The organism is Kitasatospora sp. NPDC058218, from assembly GCF_042882445.1.
In the GTDB taxonomy this organism is placed as follows: Bacteria; Actinomycetota; Actinomycetes; order Streptomycetales; family Streptomycetaceae; genus Kitasatospora.
In genome coordinates, this window is the sequence record NZ_JBHVWC010000046.1 from 11,960 (window position 1) to 37,685 (window position 25,726).

Here is a 25,726-nt window from a genome sequence, read left to right on the forward strand (position 1 = left end):
TCACACCCAGCGGGTCTGCGCCCAGTCGTAGAGGCGGTGGGCGCTGTCACCGAGGCGGGTGGCGTAGAGCGTGCTGGTCGGCCCGCCCGCGAGTTCGTCGCTGGTGGTGGTGACGCCGACGACGGTGCCGATGCCGGTCCGGGTGTCGAACTGTGCGAGGTGGGGGCCGCCGCTCGCCCCGTGCCCCATGTCGCAGGGCTCACCCCACAGGAGAGGGGCCTTGGGGCCGGGCCGGGCCGGTCCCGCGCAGTGGATCATGCGCGATCCGGCGTACTTGGCCTCGAAGTTGTTGAGCCGGTCCTTCGGGTACCCGAAGGTGTGGACGAACTCGCCCTTCACGGGCTTGGTGAACGCGATCCGCTGGCTCCCCGTGACGTCCGCGACCCGTCGTCCCCCGGCCGAGGGGTTCGCGACGAGGATCCCCGTGTCGTACCCGGCGACGGCGACCACGTCCGAGGTCGTCGTCGCCGGATCCGCGTCCCAATGGGACGAGGTGGCCGCGTACTTGATGCTGAAGCCGCCGAGCGGTTTCGTTCCGTTGCGGTAGCCGGGCACGAAGTAGAGGTTGTTGTTCCACGTCCCCTCCGCCGTGGGATTCCCGACGGACCTCAGACAGTGCGCCGCCGTGATGACGGTGCTTCGGTTCGCACTGGTGACGACCGTCGCGGTGCAACTGCCGTCGTAGCCGTCGGAGAAGGTGAAGAAGAGTCGGCCGACGCTCTCGTTCACCGCTCCGCCGTGCGTCCACACGGCCCCGGGATCCGGTGTGTTCGCGGGGAGCGGGCGCGGATCGTCCGGCGTGTTGTCGTCCTCGGGGACGGGGGTGATCTCGGGGACCATGGCGCCGGCCAGCTTCATCCGGGCGGGGGTCCAGTAGGTGTCGATCCGGGTGCGCTCCTGCTCGGTCGTGGCACCGGCGTGCGTGGTGATCGGCGCCGGTTCGGCCGCGAAGGCGGCGGTCGGCAGCAGCACTGCCGCCGTGGCCGTACTCAGTAGGAGGGCTCCTGCCGTGGCGGTGCGGCGGGCGAACGTCCGGGGCGTCGTTGTAGGCATGTCCGGCACGGTAGGAGCGCGACGTCAGGTTCCCGTCCAGGGAGCGTCTCGTCCCTTCATCGATCACATCAGGATCCTGCAAAGAACGTCTCGTTCCCGTATCGGTCACCCGTGCCGCCCCGTGTCGACCAGTGGAACGCCCCCTCCCTCTGCGCCGGTTGGCGTGTGCGCGAGGTCGCCGCCCACCTGATCCTGGGATTTCGGGGTGGTGTGGGCCGACATCGGTGGAACAACGGCGCCGATTCTTCCCTGCCGGCCCCTCCGACCCGAGCTCACCACCGAGGAGCGGGTGGCGGTCGCGGGCGACCTCGACGTCCGGTGACCTCCGGGCCCGGTGAACCCCCGGAGCGGGAAGTCGACCTGGCCGACTTCCCACTCCGGGAGCGTCCCGGGTCCGCGTCCGCTCAGAGCGCGCGCTTCAGCAGCGCCAGCAGGGCCGCCCAGTGCCGGGCGTCCGCCTCGGCGTGGTACGCGGTGGAGTCGGCCTGGGTGAAGCCGTGCGGCGCGCCCTCGTACACCTCGCAGGTGTGGCGGACGCCGGCCTCCGTCAGGGCCTTCGCCAGGAGCTCGATCTGCTCGACGGGCAGCGTCGGGTCCTGGTCGGCGTGGCCGAAGTACAGCTCGGCGGTGACGCGGTGGGCGGCCAGGTGCGGGCTGTCCGCGGCCCCGGTGGCGAGGAGGCCGCCGTGGAAGCCGGCCGCTGCCGCGACGCGGTCCGGGTGGGCGGCGGCCGTGCGCAGCGCCAGGATGGCGCCGAGGCAGTAGCCCGTGATGCCCACCGGCCCGTCGACGGTCAGCGGGGAGTCGGCCAGCCAGCGGAGGTAGGCGTCGGCGTCGCGCACCGCGTCCTGGGCGGTGTGCGCCCGCATGAGCGCGCCCAGCCGCTCCAGCAGCGCGGGGTCGGCGGCCGGGTCGATCGGCGCGGGCGGTGCGGGCAGCTCGACCAGCGGAGCGCGGCCCTGCCGGTAGAACACGTTGGGCAGCAGCACGGTGTAGCCCTCGGCCGCGATCCGGTCCGCCATCGACTCCAGGAACGGGCGCAGCCCGAACGCGTTCATGTACAGCAGGACGGCGGGGTGGGCCAGGCCGTCGTCCGGGTGGGCCAGGTAGGCGTCGGCGATGCCGTCGGCCGTCGGGATGTCCACGGAGGTGCCGCGCACGGGGGTGCTCACGATCGGTGCTCCTCAGCTCGTCGTGCGGTCGTCGCCCCGCAGGCTACCGACCGCGCCCCGGGCCCGACACGGCATCAGGCCATCGGCCGGGCACGGGGGCCGCCTTCGAACCGGGCCCGGGCCGGCCCCCGGATCAGGCGTTCCAGCTGCGGCTGCAGAGCACCAGCCGGTACCCGTCCGGGTCGGCGACGGTCACGCCGAACTCGTCCCAGTACGGGTTGTGCGCGGTGACCCGGATGCCACCGGCGGCCTCCAGCCGGGCCACGGCGGCCTCGTCGACCGGCGCGCCCAGGTAGACGACGAAGAGGTCGTCGACGGTCGGCGTCGGCTCCAGCGGGTGCTCCGGGTCGTGGGTGAGCTCGAAGTGCCAGCTGCCGCCGGCCGGGCCGACCATGAGCAGGTCGTGCTCACCGGGGACGCGCTCGGTGCTGCGCCACAGGATGTCGAGACCCAGGCCGTCGACGTAGAACCGCTCGGCGGCGGCGAGGTCCCGGGAGGGGCGGGCGACCCGCACCCGCATCGTCGAATCGATCATGCGGGCGAGCGTACCCGTCCGCCGCAGGCGCCCCGACGCCGCCCCGACGGAGCATCAGAACCGCTGCCTCAGAGCTGCCTCAGAGCTGCCTCAGGGCTGCCGCAGAGCCACCCCGGAGCCGCCTCAGAGCCGCCGCAGGCGCTCCTCGTCCGGCGTCCGGGGGCAGGTGATGCAGGCGGAGTCCGGCCGGATCGCGTAGTAGAGGCAGCAGCCGAGCCGGGTGCGGGTCGGGTGGCTGCGCCCGTCCTCGCCGCGCAGGTGGCGGAAGTCGGCGGCACCGGGCAGCGGCTGGGTGCCCCCGGGCAGGACGGCCCCGGCGGCGGCGACGGCGGCGGACTCCTCGCCGAGCATCCGGCCGAGGTACCAGATGGCGGAGGCCAGGTCGTCCGTCACCATGCCCCACAGGGCCCGGGTGCCGCGCCGGGTGGCGCCGGAGAAGGCGGTGAGCAGTGGCTCGACGTGGGTGACGACGGAGGCGCGCAACTCGGCGCGCAGCTCGTCGTCGCCCGGGAGGGTGCTGTGGGCGCGCGGGCGGAGCGCGAAGTCACCGGTGGGGGCGTGCAGCCAGATGTCCGCGCGGTCGATGACGGGCACCCGCCGGGCGAGGTGCCAGGGGCCGGCGATCAGGACGCAGACCGACCAGAGGTAGTGGTGCAGCAGCCGGGAGGCCGTGACGTGGGGGCGCGGGGCGCTGCCGTGTTCGGCGGCGATCCGGGCCTCCTCGCCGGCCAGCGCGTCGGCCAGGGCGGCCGGGTCGGCCGCCAGTTCGACGGCGGAGTACCAGCCCCGGGCGCGCTCGGGGGTCGGTGCGCCGTCCGCGAGGACGTCGACCCGCAGGACCGGGCTGAGGTCCAGCAGCCGCCGGTAGTCCGCATAGAGAGGACACGGGGCGCAAGGGGCGGCGGGCATGGGTGTGGCCCCCAAGATCATCGGTACTCCCCGAGATCGGCTAAGGTGAGGCTCACCTTATACGTGGCATGCCCACTCTCGGGACCAGGAGACGCCCGGTCCAGGCCAAGTCGACCGGGACTTGACGGAATAAGGCATGCCTAACCTAATATTTCGCCTTGTGCTGAAAACCGAACCGCCGGCCGCCACGGCTCCGGTGGTCCCCCGACCCTCGACGGCGCGGCGACCGCTGCTGCTGGCCGCCGGCGTCTGTGCGCTCGTACTGTGCGCCGCGCTGAGCCTCGCGCTCGGCTCCCGCTCCATCCCGCTGTCCACCGTGATCGACGCCCTGACCGGCACCGGACACGGCGGCGACGCCGACGTGGTGACGGGCCTTCGGCTCCCCCGGACGATCATCGGGCTGGCGATCGGCGCGGCGCTCGGCGCAGCCGGGGCGGTCGCCCAGGGCGTCACCCGCAACCCGCTCGCCTCGCCCGTCACGCTCGGGATCAACGCCGGGGCGGGCTTCGCCGTGGTCGCCGCGATCTACACCTTCGGGCTCACCCGGCCGATCGAGTACCTCTGGTTCGCCTTCGCCGGCGCCTCCGTCGCGGCGGTGGCCGCCTACGCGATGTCCCGCCGGGGCGGCGACCTCGACCCGGTCCGGCTGGCCCTCGGCGGCACCGTGCTCACCGTGGTGCTCACCTCCTGGACCTCGGCGCTGATGCTGGCCAGTCACCGCACGCTGGACGAGGCGCGGTTCTGGCTGGCCGGCTCCATCGCCGGGCGGCACCTGGACACCCTGGCGCCCCTGCTGCCGTTCCTCGTGCTCGGGCTGGTCGGCGCGTTCGCCGTCGCCCCCTCGCTCAACGCGCTCGCCCTCGGCGACGAGGCCGCGCAGTCGCTCGGTGTGCCGGTGGCCCGAATCCGGGTGGTCGGCGGTCTGAGCGTCGTCCTGCTGGCCGGCAGCGCGGTCGCCGTCGCGGGGCCGATCGCCTTCATCGGGCTGGCCGCCCCGCACCTGGTGCGGCCGCTGCTCGGCAACGACCACCGCTGGCTGCTGCCGGGCTGCCTGATCACCGGTCCGCTGCTGCTGCTCTCGGCCGACGTGCTGGGCCGCCTGGTGGCCCGGCCGTCGGAGATCGAGGTCGGCATCGTGACGGCCTTCCTCGGCGCGCCGCTGCTCGCGGTGCTGGCCCGGAAGGTGGCCCGATGAGCGCCCTGACCTCCGCGGTGCCCACCGCCGCCGTGAGCACGGCGGCCCGCCGCCGGGCCCGCACCGCCGCGTGGTCGCTGCTGGCCGCCGCGCTGCTGGTGCTGCTGACCGGTGTCGCGCTCGGCACCGGCCAGGTGAAGATGTCGGTCTGGGAGGCGCTGCGCGCCCTGGTCGGGCTCGGCGACGCCGGGAACGTGCTGGTGGTGCAGGAGTTCCGCGCACCCCGGGTGGTCTCCGCGCTGATCGCGGGCGCCGGCCTGGCGGTGGCCGGCTCGATGCTGCAGCGGCTCTTCCGCAACCCGCTGGCCTCGCCCGACACCATCGGCGTCACCGGCGGCGCGTCCTTCGGCGCGGTGCTGATGCTCGCCACCGGCGCCTCGCAGGAGCTGATCCCGCTCGCCGCGCTCGGCGGCGGACTGCTCGCCGCGCTGCTGCTCGGCGGCTTCGCCTGGCGCTCGCGGATGGCCGTCACCCGGCTGGTGCTGGTCGGTCTGGCGGTCCAGCAGGGCCTGGCCGCCGCCGTGAACCTGATGATCGTCCGCTTCCCCGCCGAACTCGCCTCCTCCGCGATGCAGTGGACCACCGGCTCGCTGTACGGGCGGGACTGGACCGAGGTCTGGATCGGCGGCACCGCCATCGCGCTCACCACCGCCGCCGTGGTGCTCTGTCAGCGCAGGGTCGCCGTGCTCGACCTCGGCGACGACTCGGCCGGCGGGCTCGGCCTGAGCCCGAACCGCGACCGGCTCCTGCTGCTGCTGCTCTCCATCGCGCTGGCCTCGCTGGCCGCCGCGCTCACCGGACCGGTCGCCTTCGTGGCGCTCGCCGTGCCGCACCTGGTCCGCCTGCTGGCCGGACCGCCCACGCTGGGCACGCTCGGCCTCACCGCGCTCACCGGAGCCGTGCTGCTGCTCTCCGCCGACCTCCTCGTGCTCCATGTGATCCCCGTCCACGGCCTGCCGGTCGGTGCCGTCACCGCCACCCTCGGCGCGCCCTGGCTCCTGGTGCTGATGATCCGCCAGGGCCGGCTTCCCCAGAGGAGCAACCGATGACCCTCGACGTGGCGACCGCCTCCACCGCCCTCGACCCGGCGGCCAACCGCCTGGCCGCCCACGGCCTGCACCTGCGCTACGGCAACCGGGTGATCGTGGACGACCTCGACCTGGAGCTGCCCGGCGGCGCCGTGACCGCGATCGTGGGCCCGAACGCCTGCGGCAAGTCCACCCTGCTGCGCGGCCTGGTCCGGCTGCTCGACCCGGCCGCCGGCAGCGTCACCCTGGACGGCTCCGACATCCACCGGATGCCCGCCCGGGCGCTCGCCAAGCGGATGGGCCTGCTCCCGCAGCAGCCCGTCACCCCCGAGGCGATCACCGTCGAGTCGCTGGTCCGGCTCGGCCGCTTCCCGCACCAGCGGATGCTCAGCCCCTGGTCCAAGGCCGACCAGGCGGCCGTCGAGGACGCGCTGGCCCGCACCGGCACCGCCGAGCTGCGCGAGCAGCAGGTGGACCGGCTCTCCGGCGGCCAGCGCCAGCGCGCCTGGATCGCGCTCGCGCTCGCCCAGGACACCGAACTGCTGCTGCTCGACGAGCCGACCACCTTCCTGGACCTCCGGCACCAGCTGGACGTCCTCGACCTGGTCGCCGACCTGCACGCCGAGGCCGGGCGCACCGTCGTCATGGTGCTGCACGACCTCGGGCAGGCCGCCCGGTACGCGGACCACCTGGTCGTCCTCAAGGACGGCCGGCTGGCCGCCGCCGGGCCCCCCGCCGAGGTCCTGACCGCCGACCTGGTGGAGGCCGTCTTCCAGGTGCCCTGTCAGGTCGTGCCCGACCCGGAGACCGGCACCCCGCTGGTCGTCCCGAGAGCCCGGACGGGACGGGCCGCCGCCGCCCGCTGATCCCGCCCCACCGCCTCGCGGCCGGCCCCGCTCACCCGTGGACCGCGCCGCCGCCCCGCCCTGCCCGGAACCGTCCGGAACCCCCGCACCAGAGACAAGGAACCGTCATGACCCGCTCCGCCCGCGCCCGCAGACTCCCCGCCGCCGTCCTCGCCGCCGCGCTCTCCACCACGCTCCTCGCCGCCTGCGGCAGCAGCGGCGGCGACAGCGCCAAGCCCGCCGGGGACGCCGCCTCCGCGCCCGCCGCGGCCGGGTTCCCGCGCAGCGTCACGCACGCCGCCGGCACCGCCGAGATCAAGGCCCAGCCCAAGCGCGTCGTGGTCCTGGACAGCGGCGAGCTGGACGACGTCACCCTGCTCGGCATCACCCCGGTCGGCGCGGTCTCCCCGCACATGAAGACCGAGGGCGGCTTCCCGAACTACCTCAAGGACAAGATCAAGGACACCAAGGACGTCGGCCCGATGAACGAGCCGAACCTGGAGCTGATCGCCTCCCTGAAGCCCGACCTGATCCTCTCCTCGAAGGTCCGGCACGCCAAGGTCTACGACAAGCTCAACGCCATCGCGCCGACCGTGCTCGCCGAGACCACCGGCTTCCCCTGGAAGGCGAACCTCGCCCTCTACGCCCAGGCGCTCGGCAAGGAGGCCGAGGCCAAGAAGGCGCTGACCGACTACGAGGCCCGCGCGGCCAGGCTCGGCGAGGCGATCAAGGCCAAGAACGGCGGCACGGAGCCCACCGCCTCGGTCGTCCGCTTCGTGGCCGGCCCGACCCGCCTGTACGCCAAGGCCTCCTACAGCGGCGTCGTGCTGAAGGACGTCGGCCTGGGCCGCCCCGCCTCCCAGGACGTGGACCAGAACATCATCGAGGTCAGCGCCGAGCAGATCAACCAGGCCGACGCCGACCTGGTCTTCGTCACCGTCGCCGACGACCCGACCAAGACCAAGCAGAGCGAGGTCCAGGGCACGCCGGTCTGGCAGGGCCTGAACGCCGTCAAGAACAACAAGGTCTTCAACGTGCCGGACGAGACCTGGATGTCCGGCATCGGCGTCCAGGCCGCCGAGGCCATGCTCGGCGACATCGCCAAGGCCGCCGGCGTCGACGCGCCCAAGTAGCCCCACCCCCGGGCGCGAGGGGGCGGGCACCCACCGCCCCGCCCCCTCGTTCCCCGCCCCTCGCACCCTCGTGGCCGGCCTCCCCGCCCGGCTCCCAGCCCCCTCGTCCCCAGTCACGGAGAGGCCCGACATGCGGCTCTACCTGCTCGCCCTCAACCCGACCGACTCGGTCACCCAGGGTTTCCTGCCGGCCGCCGCGCGGCTCGGACTCGACGTCACGGTGCTCACCGACCACGCCGAGCCCCACCGCCGCGCCTACGCCGCGCTGGCGTCCGCGCCGGACGTGGTGGAGTGCGACGTCCGGGACTTCCGCGAGGTGATCGGGCTGATCTCCCGGCGGGACGCGCCCGACGCGGTGTTCAGCAACAGCGACCACCTGCAGACCCAGACCGCCCTGGCCGCCGAGTACTTCGGTCTCGCGGCCAAGGACTGGAAGGCGACCCTGCGGGCCAAGAACAAGGGCGAGCTGCGCCGTCACCTGGCCGCCGCCGGCCTGGACGCCGTCCGCTCCTTCGAGCTCGACCCCGGCCAGGACCCGGCCGTGCTGCGGGAGTTCGCCATCCCGTTCCCGGTCGTGGTCAAGCCGCGCGAGGGCGTCGCCAGCGAGGACGTCTCGCTGGTCGCCGACGCCGAGGAGCTGGAGCGGCGCTGCACGCAGATCCAGCACCGGCGCCCCGGCGCGGCCCTGGTCGTCGAGGAGTTCCTGGACGGGCAGTTGTGCACCCTGGAGACGCTCGGCGACGCCAAGCGGCGCCACGTCCTCGGCGGCTTCCGGACCAGGCTCTCCCCTCCCCCGGACTTCATCGAGGAGATGCTGGAGTTCGTCCCCGCCCACCCGCGGCCGGTGGTCGAGCAGGTCCTCGCCCAGCTCGACGCCGTGGGCGTCGGGCTCGGCGCCTGCCACACCGAGTTCGTCGTGCAGCCGGACGGCCGGGCCCGGATCATCGAGGTCAACTACCGTGCCATCGGCGACCAGTGCGACCTGATGCTCGCCGAGATCCTCGACATCCCGCTGTTCGAGCTCATCCTCGCCGCGCACCTCGGCCAGGAGCTGCCCGAGGACCTCGCCGAGCGCTGCGCGGCCACCCGGCGACGAGCCCGCAACGAGGCGGTCTGCGCGGACCGGCCGGGCACCCTCACCGCCGCACCCGGCCCCCACGACGAGGAGCGCGACGGCGTCCGGCTCGCCTACTCGCCGATGCGCCCGCTCGGCGAGCGCCACGAGCACTACCGCACCAACCGGGACTACCTCGGTGTGATCTGGGCCGTCGGCACCGACCAGGGCGCCGTGGACGCCGCCGTCGCCCGCTTCGTCGCGGCCAACCGCTGGGAGATCACCCCGTGAGCGCCGCCACCGGCCCCGACGCGCCGCCCGACACCCGGCCCGTCGCCGAGCAGTTGACCCTGCGGGTGCTCTCCGCGCTGCTGCGCGAGGACGTGCTCGGGCTGCGCACCCGCAGCACCCCGCAGGACCGGGCCGACGGCCGGTGGCTGGTGCTGACGGACACCGCGCTCGCCCTGCCCGTCGCCGCGGAGGGCTTCCAGAGCGAGTACGCGGCCCGGCTCCCGCTGCTGGAGCTGGACGGCACCCCGCTGCTCGGGCTGGACGCCGTCCTGACGGCCCTGACCGCTCTCGCCGAGGCCGAGGACCGGCCCGGCTGGGCGGCCTTCACCGAGGAGTGCCGGCAGACCCTCGCCACCATGGAGCTGCACGAACGCGCCCGCACCGAGGTGCACACCGCCCTCACCGACCTGTACGGCGCGGACCCGGCGAACTGGAGCGGCCCCGCCGCCACCCTGGGGCACGACGCCCTGGCCGCCCACCTCGACCACCCGGTCTACCCCACCGCGCGCGGCCGCTCCGGCCTCACCGAGCCCCAGCTGCGCGCCTACGCACCGGAGTTCCACCCGGCCTTCGAGCTGCGCTGGCTCGCCGTCCCGGCCGGCACCCTCACCGTGCACGGCGACCGGCCGCTGCCCAGCTGGTGGCCCACCCCGAGCTGGCTCGGCCTCGACCTGGCGGGCGGCGACGACGCCTGGACCACCCTGCCCGTGCACCCGCTCACCGTGGGCGAGCCGCTCACCGAGGCACTGCGCGCCGCCGGCCTGGAAGGCCGCGCCGTCCTCGCCGACCGCCCGTACCTGACCGTCGTGCCCACCCTCTCCATGCGGACGGTGGCCGTCGCCGACGACCCCGCGCACCACCTCAAGCTCCCGCTCGCGACCGCCACCCTGGGCCGACTCAACCGCCGCACCATCAAGCCCGGCACGCTGCTCGACGGCGCGGCCGGCCAGCGGCTGATCGAGGCCGTACTGGCCCGCGAGCCCCGCTTCGCCGACCGGATCCTGCACGCCGACGAGCAGAGCTGGGCGCACGCCGATCACGAACTGCTCGCCGTCCTGCTGCGCCGCTACCCCGCCGACGCCGGCCTGGAGAGCGCCGTCACCGTCCCGCTGGCCGCCCTGCTGGCCACCGCTCCCGGCGGACGCCTGGTGATCGACCACCTCGCCGACCGCTTCCACGGCGGCGACCCGGTCGCGCTCTTCGACGCCCTGCTGGAGCTGCTGCTCGACTGGCAGGCCACCCTCTTCGGCTACGGCATCGCGCTGGAGTCCCACCAGCAGAACACCTCCCTGGTGTTCGACCGGGACGGCGGCCTGCGGCTGCTCTACAAGGACGACGACGGGCCGCGGGTCCACACCGGCCGGCTCGCCGCCACCCTGGGCGACAGCGCGCCCGACCGTGCGGAGTTCGACGACGCCCGGATCTTCGGCGACGGCGACGGGCCGCTGACCGATGTCTTCGCCACCATCACCGGCCACCTCTGCACCGGCGCGCTGGCGTTCGGCCTCGCCACCCACGGCCGCGCCGAACTCGACGACCTGCTCGCCCTGTTGCGCAAGCGCCTGACCGAGGCCACCGACCGGATCGGGCCGGCCGGCGAGCCGCTGCGCGCGGCCCTGCTGGACGCCGAACGGCTGCCGGTCAAGGCGATGGTGACGGCCGGGACGCTGCTCACCAAGCAGCGTTCGGGCGCCGCCGACATCAACAAGCACTACACCGACGGGCCCAACTACCTCCGCACCGGCGCCACGGGCACCGCCGGAGCCACCCGATGAGCGTCGACACCCTGCCGCAGCACCCCGCCAGCACCACCGCACGCCCCGAAGGGCTCGGCCGGCGCCAGGTGCACGCGGTGGCCGCCTGCTACTTCGTCGCCTCCTTCGCCGCCCTCGGCCTGCCGCCGTACCTGACCGCCATCCTGCCCGCCCTGGGCGACCCGCAGGGCCGGTGGGCGGGCGTGCTCTACATCGTCCCGACCGTCTTCAGCGCCCTCGGCGGCCCGCTCTGGGGCCGGCTCGCCGACCGCTTCGGCCGCAAGCGGCTGCTACTGCGCGCCCAACTCGGGCTCACCGTCTCGTTCCTGCTCGCCGGCGCCGCCGACAGCCTGCCCGCGTTCACGCTCGCCCTCGTCCTCCAGGGCTTCCTCGGCGGCACCTTCGCCGCCACCAACGGCTACCTCGCGGCCGCCCTCGACGGCTCGAAGCTCTCCCTCGCGCTGACCCTGATGCAGGGCAGCGCCCGCGCCGCGCTGGTCGCCGCGCCGATCCTGGTCGGCGCGCTCTCCCCGTGGATCGACCCGCACCGGCAGTACCTGCTGATGGCCGTACTGCCGCTGACCGCCGCCGTGTTCCTGTCGCTCCTGCCGGAGCCGACCCGCACCGCCGGGAGCGGCGGCGAGGGCGCCGACACCGACACCCGCGCCGGCGACGCGACGACCCCCGCCGTCGAGGCCCCCCAACCGGCCCCGATCGGCCTGCTCTACACCTTCGAGTTCGCGTTCGTCTTCGCCACCATCATCTCCTTCCCCTATCTGATATCCCTGGCGCAGGAGCGGCTCCCCGGAGTCTCCGGCACCACCACCGGCATCCTGTTCGCCCTGCCGCACCTGTGCTACCTGGCGTTCGCCGCCCGCACCCACGCCGCCTTCCTCACCCGCCCGCACACCGGCATCGCGCTGGGCTTCGGCTTCGTCGCCCTCGGCCTGGCCGGGCACGCCCTCGCCCACTCACTGGCGGCGTTCGTCGCCGTCCGCCTGCTGCTCGGCGCAGGGCTCACCCTCGGCCTGGTCTGCCTCTCGGTGCTGGCCGCCGAGGCCGCCCGGGGCCGGGCACCGGGGCGGATGTTCGGCACCCTCGAATTCATCTCCAAGGGCGGCGCCGTGGCCGCCGGCGCCGTGGCCGCGCTGGTCAACGGCCGCTTCGGCGCCGCCGCCCCCGTGCTGGTCGGCACCGCCGCCGCACTGCTCGCCGCCGCCGCGGCCACCGCACTCGTCCTCCCGTCCCGCACGCGCTGGAGTAGTCGCCGATGAATCACGAACTGCCCACCCCCGACCACGCGGTGGCCCACACCCTGCTCAACTGCCTGCTGCGCGAGGTCTCCGGCCCGGAACACCAGAGCGCCGTCACGGACGGCCGGCTGCTGCTGCGCCTGCCCCGGCGCGGCGTCCTGCTCCGGGTCGCCCTGCGCCGCACCTCGCTGCTCGGCGCGCACCGCTTCACCGGCCCGGTGGAGGAGGAACGGGCCACGGGCTGGGCGCCGTTGGCCTGGCAGGAGCTCGCCGGGCACGTCCAGGACGAGCTGGAGCTGCGCACCGGCACGGTGAACGAGGAGTTCCTGGACCAGCTGGCGTCCAGTCACGCGGGCGTGCGGGCCGGACTGGAGGACCGGCCGGCGCCGGGCCCGGACCGCTACCTGGAGTCCGAGCAGGCCCTGCTGTTCGGCCACCGCTTCCACCCCGCGCCCAAGTCCCGCTCGGCCGAACGCGGCGACTGGCGCTCCTACGCTCCCGAGTCGCGCGCCGAATTCCGGCTGCGCCACCTCGCCGTGCGGCAGGAACTGATCGCGCAGTCCTCACTGGACGCCTCGGCGACGGCGCTGCTGGACGGCCTGGGCGAGGTCCCCGCCGGCTACCGGCTGCTGCCCGCCCACCCCTGGCAGTACGAGCTCCTCGCCGACCACCCGCTGCTGCGCGGCGCCCTGGAGAGCGGGGACGTCCTCGACCTCGGGCCGGGCGGTGAGCCGTTCGCCGCGACCGCCTCGGTGCGCACCCTGTACGGCGCGGGCGCGTTCCTGAAGTTCAGCCTCAACGTGCGGATCACCAACTGCCTGCGCAAGAACGCCGCCTACGAGCTGACCGGAGCCGTCGCGCTGACCCGGCTGCTGGCCCCCGCGCTGGGCGACCTCGCCGAGCGCTACCCGGACGCCGCGGTGCTGCGCGAGCCGGCCTTCCGCACGCTGGCCCTGCCGGGCGCGGACGGCCTCCCGGACCGGTCCCTGTTCGAGGGCTTCGGCCTGATCGTCCGCGAGGGCTTCGCCGGCGTGCTGCGCCCCGGCGTCACCCCGCTGCTGGCCGCCGCCGTCGCCGACGAGCACCCGACCAGCTCCGCGCACATCTCGCGGCTGCTCGGCCCGGACGCCGGCGCCGAGGAGGCGCTCGACTGGTGGACGGACTACCTGCGGCTGCTCGTCCCCCCGGTGCTCGCCGCCTACTTCGACCACGGCGTGGTGCTGGAGCCGCACCTGCAGAACGTGCTGATCGGCGTCGACGACGCCGGGCGGCCCGCCCAGGTGCTCTTCCGCGACCTGGAGGGCACCAAGCTCGTCCCCGAGCGGAACGCCGCGCTGCTCGCCGCCCTGCCGCCCGAGGTGGCCGGCCCGATGGCCTACGACGCCGAGCGCGGCTGGGACCGGGTGGTCTACTGCCTGCTGGTCAACCACGTCGCCGAACTGCTGGCCGCGCTCGCCGACCGCCACCCGGCCGCGGAGGCCGCCCTGTGGGAGGCCGTCCGGGGCGCCCTGGAGGAGTACGCCGACGCGCACGGCCGCCCGCCCCGGCTGCGCGCCCTGCTGGCCGGGGTCCCGCTGCCGGCCAAGGCCAACCTGCTCACCCGCTGGGAGCGCCGGCCCGACCGCGAGGCGGGCTACGTCCGCCTGCCGTCCCCGCTGGCCGGCTGCGTCCTGGCCGAGGCGGAGGCGGCGCGGCTGCCCCTGCAGGCCGGCCGCACGCCGGCCTGGAGCAGCCGGTGAGCACCGCCGTCCCCGCCGTCCACCCGCACGGGCCCGCCCCGGCGCCGACCGCCCCCGCCCCCGCCCCCGCCCCCGCCCCCACCTGGAGTACCCGATGACCGACGCCGTACGCCGGCACGTCGCCACGCTCGCCCCGGAGGCGCTGCCCGCGTACGTCTACGACCTGGCGGCGTTGCGCGCGCACGCCGCCGCCGTCCGGGCCGCGCTGCCGGCACGCGTCGAGCTGTACTACGCCGCCAAGGCGAACCCGGAGGCGCCCGTGCTGGCCGCGCTGCGCGCCGCGGTCGACGGCTACGAGGTCTCCAGCGGCGGCGAGCTGGCCCACGTCCGGCAGGCCGTTCCGGACGCGCCGCTGGCCTTCGGCGGGCCGGGCAAGACGCCCGCCGAGATCGCGGCCGCCCTCGACGCCGGGGTGCACCGCTGGCACGTCGAGAGCGAGCAGGAGCTGCACCGGCTCGCCGCCGCCCTGACCGACCGCCCGGACGCCGGGGTGGACGTCCTGCTGCGGGTCAACCTGCCGGTGGGCGCGGGCGCCCTGGACGCGGTGGCGCTCGCGATGGGCGGCCGCCCGACCCCGTTCGGGCTGGACCCGGACCGCGCCGAGGCCTGCGCCCGCCTGCTGACCGACCCGCTCGGGCCGCTCGGCCCGCTGCTCCCGCGGCTGCGCCTGCGCGGCGTGCACGCCCACCTGGCGAGCGGCCTGGCGGCGGCGGAGCAGCTGGCCGTCGCCGAGCAGATCGTCGACTGGTCGGCCCGGACGGCGGACCGGCACGGATTCGCCCTGACGGAGGTCAACGTGGGCGGCGGCATGGCCGTCGACTACGCCGACCCGGACGCGCGCTTCGACTGGACGGCCTTCGGCGAGGGCCTGGCGAAGCTGCTCGACCGCCACCCCGGGCTGACCCTGCGGATCGAGCCCGGCCGCGCGCTGACCGCCCACGGCGGCTGGTACGCCACCGAGGTGCTGGACGTGAAGCAGAGCCACGGCGAGGACTTCGCGGTCGTCCGCGGCGGCACCCACCACCTGCGCACACCGGCCACCCGGGGGCACGACCAGCCGTTCGCCGTCCTGCCGGTCGACGCCTGGCCGCACCCGTGGCCGCGCCCGGCCGTCACCACCGGCCGCGCCACCCTGGCCGGCCAGCTCTGCACCCCGAAGGACGTCCTCGCGCACGCCGCCCCGGCGGCGCGGGGCCTGCGGACGGCGGACCGGGTGCTCTTCGCGATGGCCGGCGCCTACGCGTGGAACATCTCCCACCACGAGTTCCTGATGCACCCCCGCCCGGGCTTCCACTACCTGGACGAGGACGGCGCGGCGGACCGGCGCACCGACGGCTGACCGCCGCGAACGGCCGGGCCGGGCGGCGCCGCCCGGAGCCCCCGGCGGCGGGCGCTCCAGGGGCTGGCGAAGGTCCACACCGCACTGACGTGCGAAAGTGGTAGCCAGCGAAGGGAGCGCGCAACGTGCTGATGGACAGGGTGGCGGAGATTCTCGCCGAGACGTCGGCCGAGGTGGTGGAGCCGCGGTTCCGCGCGCTGGCCGCCGGCGAGGTGATGGAGAAGGCCCCCGGCGAGGTCGTGACCATCGCCGACCGCGAGGCCGAGGTGATCATCGAACGCCGGCTGCGCGAGCTGCTGCCCGTCCCGGTGGTCGGCGAGGAGGCCGTCGCCGCCGACCCGGACCTCGCACGGGCGCTGCACTCGGAGCCCGCCGCCTGGCTGGTCGACCCGGTCGACGGCACCTCGAACTTCATCGCCGGCCGCCCCGACTACGCCGTGATGGCCTCGCTGGTCCGCTCCGGGCAGACCGTCGCCTCCTGGATCTGGCAGCCGGCCACCGCCACCTGCTACACCGCCGAGCTGGGCTCCGGCGCCTGGCGCAACGGCCACCGCCTGACCCGGACCCCCGCGGCCGGCGCGCCCACCCGGTGGCGCGGCGCGCTGAAGAGCCGCTTCCTGGAGCCGGAGCTGCGCCGGAGCCTGGAGGCGAACGCGGCGGCCGGCCTCGGCGAGATCACCCCCGGCCGCAACGCCGCCGGGGTCGAGTACCCGGACGTCGCCGAGGGCGCACTGGACTTCATCCTCTACTGGCGCACCCTGCCCTGGGACCACGCGCCCGGCTCGCTGCTGGTCACCGAGGCCGGCGGGGTCTCCGCCCGGCTCGACGGCACCCCCTACCGGCCGGAGGCGCCGGGCTGCCAGGACGGCCTGCTGGTCGCCGCCGACCCGGAGAGCTGGGAGCGCACCCGCGCCGTCCTGCTCGGCCACTGAGGCCCGTCCGACAGGTCCGAGGCGTCCGGCAGGCGCGGCCCGTCCGGCAGGCGCCCCGACAGGCCCTCCGGCAGGCGGGCCCGGCTACCAGAGCACCGGGAGCCGCTCCGGCAGGCGCTTGATGAAGCCGGGCCGCCAGGCCAGCTGCTCGACCGGCAGCGCGAGCCGCAGGCCCGGCAGGCGCTCGACCAGCGCCGTGATCGCGATCTCGGCGTGCGTGCGGCCGAGCGCCGAGGCCGGGCAGAAGTGGCGGCCCGCGCCGAAGGCCAGGTGCGGGTTGTCGGCCCGGTCGAAGTCGATCCGCTCCGGCTCCGGGAAGACGGCCGGGTCGTGGTTCGCCCCCTCGACCAGGACCAGCACCAGCTCGCCCGTCTTCACCAGCACCTCGCCGACCTCGACGTCCGCCAGCGCGATCCGGGGCAGCGCGTCGCCGATCGACAGGTTGACCCGCAGCAGCTCGTCCACCGCCGGCGCGATCAACGCCGGCTCGCGGCGCAGCCGTTCGGCCAGCTCGGGCCGGCGGGCGAGGTGGAGGACGGCATGCAGCAGGAACGACGAGGTGGAGACGGCGCCCGCGCCGAACAGCGAGAGCGCGACGGTGGCCAGCAGCTCGTCCCCGACCCGGTCCGAGACGTCCGGGGAGCGGCGCAGTTCGGCGAACCGGCCGAGCAGGCCCTGCGTGGGCTCCGGGTCGGCGCCGAGCCGGTCCCGCACGTAGGCGAGGTCCTTGTACCAGTTGGGCGCGGAGCCCTCGAACGGCACCGGGCTGGTGAGGAAGGCGACGTCGATGCCCGCCATCAGCCGCCGCCAGTCCTCGACGGGCAGGCCGAGCAGCCGGCAGTGCAGGGCGGCGGAGTAGGGCTCGGCGAAGCCGTCCCGCAGATCGGCGGGGGCGCCCTGCCCGACCAGGGCGTCGATCAGCCGGTGCGCCTCGGCCCGCAGCCAGCCGTCCAACTCCTTGTCCGCACGCGGCGAGAGCGTCTTCATCACCGCGTTGCGCAGGCCGGCGCTGTTGATGTTGCCCATGTTGTTCACCACCTCGGGCGGGATGGTCAGCGCGTACTGGCGCGGGACGCCGGGGTTGGCGGTGTCCTTGAGGCTGAAGCGCTCGTCCTCCAGCACCTGCTTGGCCAGCGCGTAGCTGCTGACCAGCCAGGCCGGGTCGCCGGTCATGGTGCGGACCCGGGCGACGGGCTGCTCCGCGCGCAACCGGTTCGCCTCCTCGGGCAGGACGTCGCCTCGGCGGGAGAGCGGGAAGGTGAGTTCGGGCACGGGTGTACTCCCTGGGATCGGGCACGGAGACGGGCACGGGCACGGGCGGGCGGGGCAGGTGACCGGGGACGGGCGGGCGGCCGGACGCGGGTGCGAGCACGGACGGATGGCCGGACGCGGGGCGGCAGTGTCGGCGGGTGGGCGCGGTCAGGCCGCGCGGTTCTCGGCGACGGCGCCCACGACGGCCGTCGGTGCGGCCGGGCGGACCACCGCGTAGGCCTGGCCGGGCGCCGCCCGCAGGCCCTCCTCACGGCCGAACAGCACCGGGGTGAGCGGGAGTCGGAGGTGGTAGCAGCTGACCGAGGAGGGCACGCCCAGCAGCGCCGGGGTGTCCAGGAAGAACGGCAGCTCGGCGGCTATGTACCGCAGGCCGGCGGCGAGTTGGGGTTCGTTCGGGGCGAGCCCCTCGTCCAGCCGGGCGGCCAGGAAGCCGCGCGCCATGGCCTCGGCGGCCGCCCGGAACTCCCGGTCGCCGCGGAGCGCCTCGACGGCCTGCCGGTGCAGCCGCCGGTAGGCGGGGTGACCGGTGAACTCGGAGAGCGCGTGCGTCCGGACGCCGTCACGGGGGCCGGCCTCCTCGACGCCGCGGGCGATCCGCCGCGCGGTGGCCTTGATCTCCTTGTCGGCGCGCCGCCGGGCGTGCTCGGGGGTGTAGCCGAAGGACTCGTACTGGGCCTCGACGTGCAGATCGGCTTGGACGATGTCGATCCGCTCGAAGAACTCCAGCCCCCACCCGATGAGTTCGGCGATCCGGCGGTGACTGAAATAGCTGTTTCCCGGACTGACGCCGATGAGCAGGTGCTCGCCCCGGCGCCAGATCTCCCGGCAGCGGCCGGAGAACGGAAAAGCCTCGTACGCGGTCGGATCGACGGGTGTGGCACGTTCGCCCGGGAGGGTTTCGCGCATGCCTTGCCTCCGCTTCGCAGGAATGGTCACAGGACTGACTTCAGGTGGTCCGCGCGGTTTTACCGGGATTCACAGAAGTGCACGACGGAGAGGCGGAGTTCACCCGGAGGTAGGGGTGGGCTCACCGCATGCGGATGACGCGCGCCTGGTCAGGCGGCCTGCCCCGGGGAGCCGTGTGCTCTTGGTGGGGCGGCGACCACATGAAGTTACCGCCGCCGTTCGGGATCACCGCAAGCCCTGCCGAGGGGTTGGCGGGTTCTGATCACCGGGCGGCCTGAATCAGCCTGTACTCCTCCGGAAAGGTATGTCCACGGAGGCTTTCCGGGGGCGGCCGAATATCCCCCGGACAGCATGGCACGCCAGTGTGGCTTCCTCCAACATCCGCCCCTGAAAAGGGCTTTGTCTTTGCGCCGGTGGGTCGGCCGCGCGCGGTGGCTAGCCGGCCGCGATGTCCCGCCCGGTCCGGACCACCCGGCCCAGCAGGGCGCCGACCTCGGCGGCGGTGGTGTGCGGATTGAGCAGCGTCAGCTTCAGCCGGACCCGGCCCGGCCCCTCGCCGGGCAGTTCGGTCCGGCCGACGACGGCGCGACCGGTGCGCAGCAGCGTCCGGCGCAGCTCGCCGTTGATCGCGTCGAGGGCGGCCCGGCCGGCGGCGTCCGTGTCCGGGTGGCCCGGCGGGCGGTAGCGGAACACCACGGTGGTGAGGACGGGTTCGGCGTACAGCTCCAGCTCGGGCTCCGCCCGGACGGCCTCGGCGGCGTCCAGCGCCAGCTGGTGGCAGGCGTCGACGAGCCGGCCGAGTCCGGCGCGGCCGAGGGTGCGCAGGGTGACGGCGATCTTGAACGCGTCGGCCCGCCGGGTGGTGCGCAGCGAGCGGCCCAGCAGGCTGGGGTAGCCGGCCTGTTCGTCGTCGGCCGGGTTGAGGTACTCGGCGCGGCGGGCGAGCGAGACGTAGGTCTCGGCGCGGCGGACCAGGAAGATCCCGGCGGCGGCGGGCTGCCAGCCGAGCTTGTGCCAGTCGAGCGAGACGGAGTCGGCGCGGGCGATGCCGTCGAGCAGCGGGGCGAGGCGGTCCGAGAGCAGCGCGCCGCCCCCGTACGCGGCGTCCACGTGCAGCCAGGCGCCGTAGCGGGCGGCGAGGTCGGCGGCGGTGTGCAGCGGGTCGATCGCGCCGGTGTCGGTGGTGCCGGCCGTGGCCACCACGGCGATCGGGGTCTGTCCGGCCCAGCTGACCTCGGCCAGGGCGCGCGCCAACCCGTCCGGGTCCATCCGCAGTTCGCGGTCGACGGGGACGGGGACAACGGCGCGTTCACCGAGGCCGAGCAGTGCCGCGGCGCGCTGGACGGAGAAGTGCGCGGCGCGCGAGACGATGATCCGCGGCTCGACGCCGGCCGGGATGCCGTCCAACTCGACGATGCCGTCGAGCTTCTGGTCGCGGGCCAGCATCAGGCCCATCAGATTGGACTCGGTGCCGCCGGAGGTGAGCACCCCGGCCGCGCCGGCCGGGTCGTAGCCGACCAGGGCGGCGAGTTCGGCGAGCAGCGCCGTCTCCAGCGCCGTCGCGGCGGGGGCCTGGTCCCAGGAGTCCTGCGAGGGGTTCAGGGCGCTGACGGCGAGGTCGGCGGCGGCCGCGACGGCCAGCGGCGGGCAGTGCAGATGGGCGGCGCAGGCGGGGTCGGCGGGGTCGGCGGCGCCGTGGGCGAGCAGTTCGGTGAGCCGGGCGAGCGCCTGCGGGCCGTGGGCGTCCGCCAGCCCCGCGACGGCCAGGGCGGCGAGTTCCTCGGGCCGGCCGGCGGGCAGCGGACCGGCCCGGCGGGCGGCCCCGGCGCCCAGTGCGTCCAGCACGTCGGCGAGCAGGGGAGCGAGCGCCGCCGGGCCGGCGACGCCGCCCGCCAGCGCCGCCGGCGAGGCGGCCGGGGCGGGCCCGGGAACGGCGGCGAGCCGTGCGCCGGGATCGTCGGCGGGGTGGCCGGGGTCGCCCGGGGTGGTCACCGTGCCCCCGCCGCGGCCGCCGCGATGGCGTCGGCGAGGCGGTCGAGCACGGCGGCGGCCTGCTCGTCGGTGACGGTGAGCGGCGGCAGCAGCCGCAGGACGGCGTCGTGCCGGCCGCCGAGTTCGACGATCAGGCCGCGGGCCAGGCAGGCCTCGCGGACCTTGACGGCGAGCGCGGGCGCGGCCGGGCGGGCCCCGCAGGCGTCCGGTTCGGCCTCCGGGTCGACGAGTTCGACACCCAGCATCAGCCCGCGGCCGCGCACGTCGCCGATCACCGGCAGCTCGCCGGCCAGTGCCCGCAGCCGCTCGACCATCCGGGCGCCGACCAGTTCGGCGCGCTCGGCCAGGCCGTTCGCGGTGACGTACCGCAGGGTGGCCGCGCCGGCCGCCATGGCGAGCGTGTTGCCCCGGAAGGTGCCGGTGTGCGCGCCGGGCCGCCAACTGTCGTACTCCTCGCGGTAGACGACGACGGCGAGCGGCAGGCTGCCGCCGATCGCCTTGGAGAGCACCATGGCGTCCGGGACGATGCCGCTGTGCTCGACCGCCCACATCGCGCCGGTGCGGCCGACCCCGGTCTGCACCTCGTCGACGATCAGCGGGATGCCGCGCTCGGCGGTGATCCGGCGCATCGCGCGCAGCCAGCCGTCGGGGGCGGGGACGACGCCGCCCTCGCCCTGGACCGCCTCCAGGATCATCGCTGCGGGCCGGACCACGCCGCCCGAGGGATCGTCCAGCAGCCGCTCGGCGTAGGTAGCGGCGAGCTCGGCGCCCGCCTCGCCGCCGACGCCGAACGGGCAGCGGTAGCCGTACGGGTAGGGCAGCCGGACCACCTCGCCACCGCCCGGCAGGGGCTCCTTGACGGCGACGTTGCCGGTCAGCGCGAGGGCCCCGGCCGTCATGCCGTGGTAGGCGCCGGTGAAGGCGAGGGCGCCGGAGCGGCCGGTGGCGGTCTGCATCAGCTTGAGCGCGGCCTCGACGGCGTCCGTCCCCGCGGGGCCGCAGAAGTGCACCCGGGCCCGCCGGCCGAACTCCTTCGGCAGGCTCTGGAACAGGGCGGTGGTGAAGTCGTCCTTCTCGGCGGCGGCGAGGTCCAGCAGGTGCAGCGGCGCGCCGCTGTCCAGGGTGCGGCGGATCGCCTCCAGCACCACCGGGTGGTTGTGGCCGAGCGCGAGCGTGCCGGCTCCGGAGAGGCAGTCCAGGTAGCGGCGGCCGTCGGCGCCCTCGACCGTCATGCCGTTGGCGCGCACCGGGACGATCGGGAACGAGCGGGCGTAGGTGCGGGCGGCGGACTCACGGATCCGCTGGCGGCGCAGGATGGCGTCACCCGGGGCCTGGGCGGGGACGGCGGCGGACCCGGTGGCGGGGACGGCGGCGAGCGTCAAGGCGAACTCCCAAGAAGTTAGGTAAGCCTAACTTTACTTCCCTGACCTGGCCGGATACGCCCCGGGTGGCGAGAACCACCCGAGCGGGTGACGCGGGGCCCGCCTCCCCAACGAGCGGAGCGGCCGCGGGTTACGGCCGGCGCGCTACCCTCGCCCCCATGTCGCCCTCACCCTCGCCCCCGCCTGGCGCTCCCGACGCTCCCGACGCCGAGTACGCCGCCGAACTGGCCCGCACCCGCGCGTTCTTCGGCGCCCGCGCCGCCGGCTGGGACGCCAAGTTCCCCGGCGACGGCCCCCGCTACGCCGCCGCGATCGCCGAACTCGGCCTGCGCCCGGGCGACTCCGTCCTGGACGCCGGCTGCGGCACCGGCCGCGCACTCCCCCTGCTGCGCGCGGCGGTCGGCCCCGACGGCCGGGTGTTCGGCGCCGACATCACCCCCGAGATGCTGCACGAGGCCGACGCCCGCCACCCCGGCACCGCGTCCCTGCTGCTCGCCGACTGCGCCCGGCTCCCGCTGCCCGACGCCGCCCTGGACGCCGTCTTCGCCGCCGGCCTGATCTCCCACCTCCCCGGCCCCGCCCTGGCCCTGCGCGAACTCGCCCGCGTCACCCGCCCCGGCGGCGTGCTCACCCTCTTCCACCCCGTCGGCCGGGCCGCCCTGGCCGCCCGCCACGGCCGCGAGCTCACCCCCGACGACCTGCGCGCCGAGCCCAACCTGCGCCCGCTGCTGACCGCCACCGGCTGGCGACCGGCCGGCTATACGGACACGGACGACCAGTACCTCGCACGGGCGATCCGGGTCACCCCGTAGTTGACACCGCCGGTGGTAACCTGGCCGCATGTCCGAGCAGATGGATGCCGAGCCGACCTCGCGCCCGGTGAAGAAGTACAGCGTTTCCATGCCCGAGGACGTGGCCGAGGAGGTGCGCGCCATAGTCGGCAAGGGCTCGTTCAGCGCCTACGTGACTGCCTCTGTCCGGAGACAGCTAGAGCGCCGACGCCTCGCCGAACTCGTGGAAGACCACATCGCGAACTTCGGCGAGCTCCCGGAGACATCACGGGCCCAGGCCGCCCGAAACTTCGAAGAGGCAGAGCGGAGGCACGCGCAATGGCTCGCCGAACAAGCGGACGAGACCCGGGCCAGTTGAGCGAAGGCGCCCTGGTGCTCGATTTCCAGGGCCTGTCACTGGCAATCGAGGGCAGCCCCGTTGTCGGTGCCCAGTTGGAACATGCACGAACGCACGACATCGAGGTCGTCGTCAGCACGCTGACCCTGGTCGAGGCCATGAACCCCCAGCGGTTCCAACCCCGCTGGCACTACGTCATCTCCAAGATCCGCGTCGAGGAGGTCACTCGACAGCTCACCGACCAGGCCGTGGCTCTGCTGAGATCTGCCGGACTGCACGGCCACAAGTACGCCATCGATGCCGTCGTCGCCGCCACCGCCATGGCGCAGCACGGGCCCACCATGCTCCTCACCAGCGACATGGACGACATGGCGAAGCTCTGCGACAAGCGGATCATGCTGATCCCGGTCTGACGCCTCCCCCGCCGCCCGTCCAGCGGTAGCAGAGCTCCGGGCGGCCGACGTTGCCGTACTGCGGCTCGCGGGCGGCGAGTCCGGTGTCGACGAGGTGTTCGAGGTAGCGGCGGGCGGTGATCCGGGAGACCCCGGCGGCGGTGCCGGCGGCCGCCGCGGAGATCCCGGTGCGGGCCTCGCGCAGGACGGCGGCGACGGTGTCCAGGGTGGGGGCGCTGAGCCCCTTGGGCAGGGCGGTGCGCTCCGGGGTGCGCAGCAGCGCGAGCGCCTGGTCGACCTCGTCCTGACCGGTGGCCTCGCCGGTGCGGCCCAGGGTGTCGCGGTAGCGGGCGTAGCGCTCCAGCCGGTCGTGCAGGGCGGCGGCGCCGAACGGCTTCAGCAGGTACTGGACGACGCCCGCCGAGACGGCCTGGCGGACCATCGCGAGGTCCCGGGCCGAGGTGACGGCGATGACGTCGGTGGTGTGGCCGGCCGCGCGCAGGGTGCCGCAGAGCTGCAGGCCGTGCCCGTCCGGCAGGTAGAGGTCGAGCAGGGTGAGGTCGACGGGCCGGCCGGCCGCCCGGGCGCGGTCCAGGAAGCGCAGCGCGTCGGCGCAGCTGTGCACCGTCCCGGCGGCGCGGAAGCCCGGTTCGCGCTGGACGTAGAGGGTGTGGGCGGCGGCGGCCACCGGGTCGTCCTCGACCACCAGGACGGAGATGTCGGGCCGGTCGGCGGGTCGCTCGGCCGGGCGGTTCACGACGCCACCGCTTCGGCCGCCCCGTGGCGCCGGGGCGGCCGGCTCAGCGGCAGCCGGACGGTGAGCACCGCGCCGCGGTCCCGGCCGACCTCGACCGTGCCGCCGTTGCGCCGGGCGGTCTGGGCGACCAGGGCGAGCCCGAGGCCGTGCCCGCGGCCGTCCTGCTTGGTGCTCCAGCCGCGCCGGAACACGTCCTCCACCGCGCCCGGGTCGATCCCGGCGCCGGTGTCGGCGACCCGCAGCAGCAGGTGGCCGCCGTCGACCCGGGCCGTGACGGTGACCTCGGGCTGGTCCGGATGCTCGGCGGCGCCGGCGATCGCGGCGTCCACCGCGTTGTCGACCAGATTGCCGAGGACGGTGATCAGGTCGCGGGCGGCGAGGCCGGGCGGCAGCACGCCGTCGTCGATCCGGCTGTCCTCGGTGAGCGTCAACTCCACGCCCCGCTCGGCCGCCTGGGCCGCCTTGCCGAGCAGCAGGGCGGCCAGCACCGGCTCGCCGACGGCCGCGACGACGCGGTCGGTGAGCCGCTGGGCGAGCGCGAGTTCGGCGGTGGCGAACTCCACCGCCTGCTCGTGGCGCCCGAGTTCGATCAGCGAGACGACGGCGTGCAGCCGGTTGGCGGCCTCGTGCGCCTGTGCGCCGAGCGCCTCGGTGAAGCTCTTCACGGAGTCCAGTTCGCCGGTGAGGGACTGCAGTTCGGTGTGATCGCGGAGGGTGACGACGCGGCCGAGGCCGGTGCCGATGGTGGAGGTGTTGAGCACCAGCACCCGCTCGGCGGTGAGGTGCACCTCGTCCCGGACCGGCGCGTCCCCCAGCACCGCGGCCACCAGGGCCTGCGGCAGCCCCAGCCCGTCGACCGGCCGCCGTTCCACCTCGCCCGCCAGTGCCAGGAGTTCACGGGCCGCGTCGTTGCAGAGCACCACCCGGTTCTTGCGGTCGAGCAGCACCAGGCCCTCGCGCACCGAGTGCAGGGTCGCCTGGTGGTACTCGTAGAGGTGGCTGAGCTCGGCCGGCCCCATGCCGTGGGTGTGCCGCCGCAGCCGGGAGTTGGCGAGGTAGGTGCCGAGCCCGCCGACGGCGAGCGCGGCCACGGCGACGCCGACCAGCGCGAGCAGCGGCCCGCGCAGCTGCGCCGAGATGGACTGCACCGTGATGCCCGCGCTGACCAGGGCGACCACCCGGTGCCGGTCGTCCAGGACCGGGGTGACCACCCGCACCGACGGCCCGAGCGTGCCGGTGTACGTCTCGCTGCGGGTCTCCCCCGCGAGCGCCCAGTCGATGTGCCCGAGGAAGGTCCTGCCGATCTGCTCGGGCAGCGGGTGCGTCCAGCGCACCCCCGCGGTGTCCATCACCGTGATGAACGAGACCCCGGTGCCCACCCGCACCTGCTCGGCGTAGGGCTGCAGGACGGCGGTCGGGTCCGGTCCGGCGACGGCGGCCCGCACCGACGGCGAGTCGGCCACCGAGCGGGCGACGGCGGTGACCTGGCGGCGGGCGGCGTCCTCGGTGCGGTCGGCGGTGAACAGGTAGGCCAGCACGGCGCCGCCGGCCACCACGGCGGCGACGATCACCACCTGGACGACGAAGAGCTGTCCGGCCAGGCTGCGCACCGGCCGGCGCGGCGAGGGGAGGGTGCGCGCGGACATGCCTGACAGTGTGCACCAC

General features: G+C 75.1%; 23 protein-coding genes and 1 pseudogene. 14 read left to right on the top strand and 10 right to left on the bottom strand.

The genetic code is table 11. The annotated features are described in order from the left end of the window. On the bottom strand, positions 1-1,053 hold the full coding sequence (locus ACFVYI_RS27020; protein ID WP_387890121.1) for a trypsin-like serine peptidase: 1,053 nt from the start codon (positions 1,051-1,053) through the stop codon (positions 1-3). A gap of 111 nt (positions 1,054-1,164) precedes the next feature. Here ACFVYI_RS27020 and ACFVYI_RS27025 point away from each other — a divergent pair. Then, positions 1,165-1,284: pseudogene (locus ACFVYI_RS27025) on the top strand (maleylpyruvate isomerase N-terminal domain-containing protein); the annotation flags it as partial. Between the two features lie 173 nt (positions 1,285-1,457). Here ACFVYI_RS27025 and ACFVYI_RS27030 read toward each other — a convergent pair. The 3 genes from ACFVYI_RS27030 to ACFVYI_RS27040 all read right to left on the bottom strand — a co-directional run bounded on the left by ACFVYI_RS27030 (position 1,458) and on the right by ACFVYI_RS27040 (position 3,669). Next, positions 1,458-2,225 carry a dienelactone hydrolase family protein gene (locus ACFVYI_RS27030; RefSeq protein ID WP_387890123.1) on the bottom strand — a complete coding sequence of 256 codons (768 nt, stop codon included), beginning with the start codon at positions 2,223-2,225 and terminating at the stop codon, positions 1,458-1,460. Positions 2,226-2,358: 133 nt separating this feature from the next. Next, positions 2,359-2,760, bottom strand: a complete 402-nt coding sequence (locus tag ACFVYI_RS27035; protein ID WP_387890127.1) for a VOC family protein — start codon at positions 2,758-2,760, stop codon at positions 2,359-2,361. A gap of 123 nt (positions 2,761-2,883) precedes the next feature. After that, entirely contained in the window at positions 2,884-3,669 is a 786-nt protein-coding gene (locus ACFVYI_RS27040; RefSeq protein WP_387890128.1) for an iron-sulfur protein, read from the bottom strand. A 196-nt stretch (positions 3,670-3,865) separates the two neighbouring features. Between ACFVYI_RS27040 and ACFVYI_RS27045 the strand changes: the two genes are divergently transcribed. The 10 genes from ACFVYI_RS27045 (at position 3,866) to ACFVYI_RS27090 (ending at position 16,232) form a co-directional block, all read left to right on the top strand. Beyond that, positions 3,866-4,864, top strand: a complete 999-nt coding sequence (locus ACFVYI_RS27045; RefSeq protein ID WP_387890264.1) for a FecCD family ABC transporter permease — start codon at positions 3,866-3,868, stop codon at positions 4,862-4,864. Then, the gene (locus tag ACFVYI_RS27050; protein WP_387890130.1) at positions 4,861-5,913 is read left to right on the top strand and encodes a FecCD family ABC transporter permease; all 1,053 of its coding nucleotides are present in this window, start codon (positions 4,861-4,863) and stop codon (positions 5,911-5,913) included. Before ACFVYI_RS27045 ends, ACFVYI_RS27050 begins: the two co-directional genes overlap by 4 nt. Beyond that, the gene (locus ACFVYI_RS27055) at positions 5,910-6,758 is read left to right on the top strand and encodes an ABC transporter ATP-binding protein (RefSeq protein ID WP_387890132.1); all 849 of its coding nucleotides are present in this window, start codon (positions 5,910-5,912) and stop codon (positions 6,756-6,758) included. The genes ACFVYI_RS27050 and ACFVYI_RS27055 overlap by 4 nt, the downstream gene beginning before the upstream one ends. Before the next feature lie 107 nt (positions 6,759-6,865). Beyond that, positions 6,866-7,870, top strand: coding sequence for an ABC transporter substrate-binding protein (locus tag ACFVYI_RS27060; RefSeq protein ID WP_387890134.1), 1,005 nt, complete (start codon positions 6,866-6,868; stop codon positions 7,868-7,870). A gap of 130 nt (positions 7,871-8,000) precedes the next feature. After that, positions 8,001-9,215, top strand: a complete 1,215-nt coding sequence (locus tag ACFVYI_RS27065; RefSeq protein ID WP_387890136.1) for an acetyl-CoA carboxylase biotin carboxylase subunit family protein — start codon at positions 8,001-8,003, stop codon at positions 9,213-9,215. Continuing rightward, positions 9,212-10,990 (top strand): IucA/IucC family protein, encoded by a 1,779-nt coding sequence (locus ACFVYI_RS27070; protein ID WP_387890137.1) that lies wholly within the window; start codon positions 9,212-9,214, stop codon positions 10,988-10,990. Before ACFVYI_RS27065 ends, ACFVYI_RS27070 begins: the two co-directional genes overlap by 4 nt. Next, complete coding sequence (locus tag ACFVYI_RS27075; RefSeq protein ID WP_387890139.1) at positions 10,987-12,243, top strand: MFS transporter; 1,257 nt, start codon at positions 10,987-10,989, stop codon at positions 12,241-12,243. The genes ACFVYI_RS27070 and ACFVYI_RS27075 overlap by 4 nt, the downstream gene beginning before the upstream one ends. Continuing rightward, entirely contained in the window at positions 12,240-13,961 is a 1,722-nt protein-coding gene (locus ACFVYI_RS27080; protein WP_387890142.1) for an IucA/IucC family protein, read from the top strand. The genes ACFVYI_RS27075 and ACFVYI_RS27080 overlap by 4 nt, the downstream gene beginning before the upstream one ends. 94 nt (positions 13,962-14,055) lie before the next feature. Then, on the top strand, positions 14,056-15,300 hold the full coding sequence (locus tag ACFVYI_RS27085) for a type III PLP-dependent enzyme (protein ID WP_387890145.1): 1,245 nt from the start codon (positions 14,056-14,058) through the stop codon (positions 15,298-15,300). 131 nt (positions 15,301-15,431) lie between these two features. Beyond that, on the top strand, positions 15,432-16,232 hold the full coding sequence (locus tag ACFVYI_RS27090) for an inositol monophosphatase family protein (protein WP_387890266.1): 801 nt from the start codon (positions 15,432-15,434) through the stop codon (positions 16,230-16,232). Between the two features lie 84 nt (positions 16,233-16,316). Here the strand turns inward: ACFVYI_RS27090 and ACFVYI_RS27095 are convergent, their stop codons facing one another. The 4 genes from ACFVYI_RS27095 to ACFVYI_RS27110 form a co-directional block, all read right to left on the bottom strand. Then, positions 16,317-17,504 carry a cytochrome P450 gene (locus ACFVYI_RS27095; protein WP_387890147.1) on the bottom strand — a complete coding sequence of 396 codons (1,188 nt, stop codon included), beginning with the start codon at positions 17,502-17,504 and terminating at the stop codon, positions 16,317-16,319. 147 nt (positions 17,505-17,651) lie between these two features. Then, complete coding sequence (locus ACFVYI_RS27100) at positions 17,652-18,410, bottom strand: tRNA-dependent cyclodipeptide synthase (RefSeq protein ID WP_387890149.1); 759 nt, start codon at positions 18,408-18,410, stop codon at positions 17,652-17,654. Positions 18,411-18,845: 435 nt separating this feature from the next. Continuing rightward, positions 18,846-20,402, bottom strand: coding sequence for a pyridoxal phosphate-dependent decarboxylase family protein (locus ACFVYI_RS27105; RefSeq protein ID WP_387890151.1), 1,557 nt, complete (start codon positions 20,400-20,402; stop codon positions 18,846-18,848). Then, positions 20,399-21,784 (bottom strand): diaminobutyrate--2-oxoglutarate transaminase family protein, encoded by a 1,386-nt coding sequence (locus ACFVYI_RS27110; RefSeq protein WP_387890154.1) that lies wholly within the window; start codon positions 21,782-21,784, stop codon positions 20,399-20,401. The genes ACFVYI_RS27105 and ACFVYI_RS27110 overlap by 4 nt, the downstream gene beginning before the upstream one ends. 158 nt (positions 21,785-21,942) lie before the next feature. On the opposite strand from ACFVYI_RS27110, the gene ACFVYI_RS27115 reads away from it, so the two are divergent. The 3 genes from ACFVYI_RS27115 (at position 21,943) to ACFVYI_RS27125 (ending at position 23,325) form a co-directional block, all read left to right on the top strand. Further along, a complete protein-coding gene (locus ACFVYI_RS27115) occupies positions 21,943-22,596 on the top strand; it encodes a class I SAM-dependent methyltransferase (protein ID WP_387890156.1) in 654 nt (217 codons plus the stop codon). A gap of 28 nt (positions 22,597-22,624) precedes the next feature. After that, positions 22,625-22,933, top strand: a complete 309-nt coding sequence (locus tag ACFVYI_RS27120) for a hypothetical protein (protein WP_387890159.1) — start codon at positions 22,625-22,627, stop codon at positions 22,931-22,933. Between the two features lie 74 nt (positions 22,934-23,007). Next, complete coding sequence (locus tag ACFVYI_RS27125; RefSeq protein ID WP_387890162.1) at positions 23,008-23,325, top strand: DNA-binding protein; 318 nt, start codon at positions 23,008-23,010, stop codon at positions 23,323-23,325. Here ACFVYI_RS27125 and ACFVYI_RS27130 read toward each other — a convergent pair. Together ACFVYI_RS27130 and ACFVYI_RS27135 are read right to left on the bottom strand one after the other, a co-directional pair. Next, complete coding sequence (locus ACFVYI_RS27130) at positions 23,306-24,061, bottom strand: response regulator (RefSeq protein WP_387890164.1); 756 nt, start codon at positions 24,059-24,061, stop codon at positions 23,306-23,308. The genes ACFVYI_RS27125 and ACFVYI_RS27130 overlap by 20 nt on opposite strands. Continuing rightward, positions 24,058-25,707: an ATP-binding protein gene (locus ACFVYI_RS27135; RefSeq protein ID WP_387890166.1), complete on the bottom strand. Its 1,650-nt coding sequence runs from the start codon at positions 25,705-25,707 to the stop codon at positions 24,058-24,060. Before ACFVYI_RS27135 ends, ACFVYI_RS27130 begins: the two co-directional genes overlap by 4 nt. Positions 25,708-25,726: the final 19 nt, after the last annotated feature.

What these genes read in the sequence shown, in the direction of transcription:
- ACFVYI_RS27020 (WP_387890121.1), bottom strand. Translation starts at nt 1,053, where the DNA reads ATGCCTACAACGACGCCCCGGACGTTCGCCCGCCGCACCGCCACGGCA.
- ACFVYI_RS27035 (WP_387890127.1), bottom strand. Translation starts at nt 2,760, where the DNA reads ATGATCGATTCGACGATGCGGGTGCGGGTCGCCCGCCCCTCCCGGGAC.
- ACFVYI_RS27040 (WP_387890128.1), bottom strand. Translation starts at nt 3,669, where the DNA reads ATGCCCGCCGCCCCTTGCGCCCCGTGTCCTCTCTATGCGGACTACCGG.
- ACFVYI_RS27050 (WP_387890130.1), top strand. Translation starts at nt 4,861, where the DNA reads ATGAGCGCCCTGACCTCCGCGGTGCCCACCGCCGCCGTGAGCACGGCG.
- ACFVYI_RS27055 (WP_387890132.1), top strand. Translation starts at nt 5,910, where the DNA reads ATGACCCTCGACGTGGCGACCGCCTCCACCGCCCTCGACCCGGCGGCC.
- ACFVYI_RS27060 (WP_387890134.1), top strand. Translation starts at nt 6,866, where the DNA reads ATGACCCGCTCCGCCCGCGCCCGCAGACTCCCCGCCGCCGTCCTCGCC.
- ACFVYI_RS27065 (WP_387890136.1), top strand. Translation starts at nt 8,001, where the DNA reads ATGCGGCTCTACCTGCTCGCCCTCAACCCGACCGACTCGGTCACCCAG.
- ACFVYI_RS27075 (WP_387890139.1), top strand. Translation starts at nt 10,987, where the DNA reads ATGAGCGTCGACACCCTGCCGCAGCACCCCGCCAGCACCACCGCACGC.
- ACFVYI_RS27080 (WP_387890142.1), top strand. Translation starts at nt 12,240, where the DNA reads ATGAATCACGAACTGCCCACCCCCGACCACGCGGTGGCCCACACCCTG.
- ACFVYI_RS27085 (WP_387890145.1), top strand. Translation starts at nt 14,056, where the DNA reads ATGACCGACGCCGTACGCCGGCACGTCGCCACGCTCGCCCCGGAGGCG.
- ACFVYI_RS27090 (WP_387890266.1), top strand. Translation starts at nt 15,432, where the DNA reads ATGGACAGGGTGGCGGAGATTCTCGCCGAGACGTCGGCCGAGGTGGTG.
- ACFVYI_RS27100 (WP_387890149.1), bottom strand. Translation starts at nt 18,410, where the DNA reads ATGCGCGAAACCCTCCCGGGCGAACGTGCCACACCCGTCGATCCGACC.
- ACFVYI_RS27115 (WP_387890156.1), top strand. Translation starts at nt 21,943, where the DNA reads ATGTCGCCCTCACCCTCGCCCCCGCCTGGCGCTCCCGACGCTCCCGAC.
- ACFVYI_RS27120 (WP_387890159.1), top strand. Translation starts at nt 22,625, where the DNA reads ATGTCCGAGCAGATGGATGCCGAGCCGACCTCGCGCCCGGTGAAGAAG.
- ACFVYI_RS27135 (WP_387890166.1), bottom strand. Translation starts at nt 25,707, where the DNA reads ATGTCCGCGCGCACCCTCCCCTCGCCGCGCCGGCCGGTGCGCAGCCTG.